Raw genomic sequence first — 3,940 nt, 5'->3', positions numbered from 1 at the left:
CCCTCTGAATAATTTGAAGTCATATTCGCTACTGCTGTTAATGTTAAAGAATTCTTTTTCATATTTTATATCCCCCTTATTTATTTGATTCATTTGAATTATCATTGATTTTATTTTTACTTAGTGCATTTATAAACATGTAAGCTATATCTTTATTATCTTCAAAATTTATAAATAATTTGTCTGCAAAGCTAAAATAAACATCTGCATAGTTTGATAATTGTAATAAAATCTCACAAAATCTGTCATAATCTTTAAATATTATGGAACTAGTAAGTTTATTTCTATAGCTTTCCAACTTATTTGCTTGAATTTTCCTTATTACTTCATTGGCACAAGCATGAATATTTTTTCTCATATTATCTTCCATTTTATTTTCACCCCTAATTAACTCATTTATATTAATTAACTGATAAACTATATAGCTATTTCTATTGTCCTTTAATAAGAAATCTATAATCTCATCTAAAAGTATATTGTTTAATATGGACTCCATTACTTTCTCATACACATTTATATAGTAATCCTCACTTATCTTATAGGAAAAGCATAAAGAATTATAATCAATTTTACTTTCATTAATTTTTTTCAGTATATCTATACTTTGTTTTCTTATGTATAAGGTTTGAAAATAATCCTTATTTCTGTCTTTTACTATAACCTCCACATCATATTCAATAAAATCAGAGGACTCCATAATGGCTTTAAATAAAGAATATTTTGCACTTATTTTTTTATTTTCTAATTCTAAATCTGATTTGGCTGATTTTATCTTATCTTCTAATATTTTTTTAGAAACTTGTAGCCTTTTTATTTCATAGTTATCGTTTATAAATATGGATTGTCGATCATTTGCAAATGCAAATGGAATATAGTCAAACTCTGGTATATCTTGTCCTATAAAACTATTCATGTTAAAAGCATATCCTGTAGATTTACCTTTTTTAGGTGCATCAATACAATATCCTACTAATCTACAATAATTTTGAGATTCATTAAATAATTGGTTAGTATTACAGTAGTTTCTATACATATCTTGTTTATTTCTAAAAGTTTCAAGTGTTAATTCTTCTCTATTTTCATCTATCAAAGATAAAATTTCTTCCTTATTAGCTCCATCAAATTTTACCTTTTTAAAAACTTTCTTCATTATGGTATTTCCAGCTAATTTTTCGTTTATTAGCTTTATAAAATCCTTATTATTTTCATTCTTATCATCAAACGTATATCCTTCTAATTTAGATTCCACATACTTATGATGAAGATTTTCACCATATTTTTTTTCTACAAACTTCAAATAATTATCCTTACTTAGAGCTTTACTACTATACTCGATACAATCATCTTTAATTTCATGAAATTCTCCTAATGGATCCATTTCAGAAAAATACTCTAAAAGACCTAATATGGCAGCAGAATATCTCCAATCAGATGGCTCTAATCTTATATCAAACTTTTCATTATTATTTAATATAGTTTTCAATTTATCACCCCCTATCTACAAATCTTGCGTAACTATATCTAAATACCCAAAATTAGTATTGCGACTTCCCATGCCTACATTGTATAAGTATTGAAGAAACAAAGGATTACCCTCCAATAAGAAAGCTCCTACTGTTGTATCAATTAAATTATTGTAATGTGACACCAGCACCTTTTTACAATTCAATGGTGTAAATTTCATGTCATCCACAATATTCTCACTAAAACCACCTTGCTTAGCTTGATTTTTCAAAACTATTTTCAGTTGATCATTAAATTTTTCATCACTATATACATAGTATATATCTTTGTTATTTCTTTCTTTGCAATGGTCTCTTACACACAAACCATATGTTTTAAATATTACTTTTGAACTTGTTATCTTTTGACTTCTTAATTGTTTGATTGAATTTACTTTAATTGAATTTTTATTGCTGATTGGAAATTTGATATATCGTTGCTTTAGGAAAGCCTGTTGTAAAATAAGTCCTGTCTTATTTCTATCATCTGTTGTAAATAATACTTTAATGTTAGTATCTCCAAGTATTATCTCATCTTTTGTAAATTTTGAATTTGGAGGAAACTTAACACTAAATGAAAAATCTTTTTGTATATTATCTTTAAAAAATTTGTCATAATAAATACCATCTGATATTTCAGATAATGATTTCTTTATATAGCTTAATATTATTCTCATATAATCCTTTGAAAATATGTTTTTCTCCAATTGAAAATTTAAACAAAACCTCATATTTATCTCCCCTTTTGTATTTATACTTAAATATTAGCAACATATTATGGGATTCGCAATAATCTATTATAATATAATCTTATAATATAATTATTTATGGTTTAGTATAATATTTGTTATATATTTTTTACTTATTATTTGACTTCATCTCTATTATCTGATAGGTTTTATTGTATAGACCATATTGGAATATAAAATAAATAATTATTTTAACTGATTAAATTTAGATAGTAGACCATATTGGATATATGCAAAAAATGAGTTGATATAATAATTTTATCCACTCATTTTTCTCTTATTTTTTAATCCTCTAACAATTATATTAATCCTTGGCTCATCATAGCATCTGCAACTTTTAAGAAACCTGCTATATTTGCTCCTACCACATAATTACCTTCCGCTCCATATTCTTTTGCTGCTTCTTTAGACGAATTAAATATATTTATCATTATTTCTTTTAATTTGCTATCAACTTCTTCAAAAGTCCAAGCAAGTCTCATACTATTTTGTGCCATTTCTAAAGCTGATGTTGCAACCCCACCTGCATTTGCAGCCTTAGCTGGTGCTACTAAAACATTATTTTCTAATAAATAATTTAAGGCTTCATTTGTACAAGGCATATTTGCCCCTTCACCTATGGCTATTACATTATTTTCAACTAATAACTTAGCATCTTCTAGGCTTATATCATTTTGAGTTGCACAAGGAAGAGCTATGTCACATTTTAAACACCAAATACTTTTTTGTCCTTCAAAATAATAAGCACTAGTTTTTCTCTCTGCATACTCTTTTATTCTTTTTCTTTCAACTTCTTTGATTTGTTTAACTAACTCTACATCTACACCTTCTTCGTCCACTATGTATCCGTTAGAGTCTGACATTGCAATTACACATGCACCTAATTCTTGTACTTTCTGTGCTGCGTATATGGCAACATTTCCTGATCCTGATATAACTATTTTTTTACCTTTTAAATCATGTCCATGTTCTTTTAACATTTCATCTACAAAATAAATAAGACCATATCCTGTAGCCTCTGTTCTAGCTAAAGAACCTCCATAATTTAAACCTTTACCAGTTAAAACACCAGGCTCGTTGGCATTTCTAAGTTTTTTGTATTGTCCAAATAAATATCCGATTTCTCTTCCCCCAACACCAATATCTCCAGCAGGCACATCCACATTAGGACCTATATGTTGTTGTAATTCAGACATAAAACTTTGACAGAATCTCATTATCTCTCTATCTGATTTCCCCTTTGGATCAAAGTCAGAACCACCTTTTCCTCCTCCAATAGGTAAACCAGTTAGTGAATTTTTAAATATTTGCTCAAATCCTAAAAACTTAACAATACTTGCATTTACTGATGGATGGAATCTAAGTCCTCCTTTATAAGGTCCTATAGCACTGTTAAATTGTATTCTAAATCCTCTATTAACTTGTATATTTCCATTATCATCAATCCAAGGTACTCTAAACATTATCTGTCTTTCTGGCTCTACAAGTCTTTCTAATATTCTTTCTTCAATATATTCTGGATGTTTATCCAATACAGGCTCTAAAGATTTTAGTACCTCTTCAACAGCTTGGTGAAATTCCTCGTCACCTTTATTTCTTTCTTTAACTTCTTCTATTACCCCATTTACATATTGGGATATACTTAATTTTCTTGTTATATCTTCCACAAAGGTAGATACTGGCTCTTTT

The 3,940-nt window shown here is 27.6% G+C and carries 3 protein-coding genes; all 3 read right to left on the bottom strand.

Features of this window, described 5'->3' with window-relative positions; translation table 11 throughout:
* Positions 1 to 76: 76 nt before the first annotated feature.
* Positions 77 to 1,483, bottom strand: a complete 1,407-nt coding sequence (gene cas8a1 / locus J7G74_RS15440) for a type I CRISPR-associated protein Cas8a1/Csx8 (RefSeq protein ID WP_297136958.1) — start codon at positions 1,481 to 1,483, stop codon at positions 77 to 79.
* A 15-nt stretch (positions 1,484 to 1,498) separates the two neighbouring features.
* The gene (gene cas6 / locus J7G74_RS15435) at positions 1,499 to 2,233 is read right to left on the bottom strand and encodes a CRISPR-associated endoribonuclease Cas6 (protein WP_297136956.1); all 735 of its coding nucleotides are present in this window, start codon (positions 2,231 to 2,233) and stop codon (positions 1,499 to 1,501) included.
* A gap of 317 nt (positions 2,234 to 2,550) precedes the next feature.
* On the bottom strand, positions 2,551 to 3,918 hold the full coding sequence (gdhA, locus tag J7G74_RS15430; RefSeq protein ID WP_443081662.1) for an NADP-specific glutamate dehydrogenase: 1,368 nt from the start codon (positions 3,916 to 3,918) through the stop codon (positions 2,551 to 2,553).
* Between the last annotated feature and the right edge of the window lie 22 nt (positions 3,919 to 3,940).

Source organism: Terrisporobacter sp., from assembly GCF_017888745.1.
GTDB lineage: Bacteria > Bacillota > Clostridia > Peptostreptococcales > Peptostreptococcaceae > Terrisporobacter.
This window is presented reverse-complemented; position numbering and strand designations above follow the sequence as displayed.

Bases quoted from the DNA above. Each gene is read 5' to 3' on its own strand.
- cas6 (WP_297136956.1), bottom strand. From the start codon at position 2,233: ATGAGGTTTTGTTTAAATTTTCAATTGGAGAAAAACATATTTTCAAAG.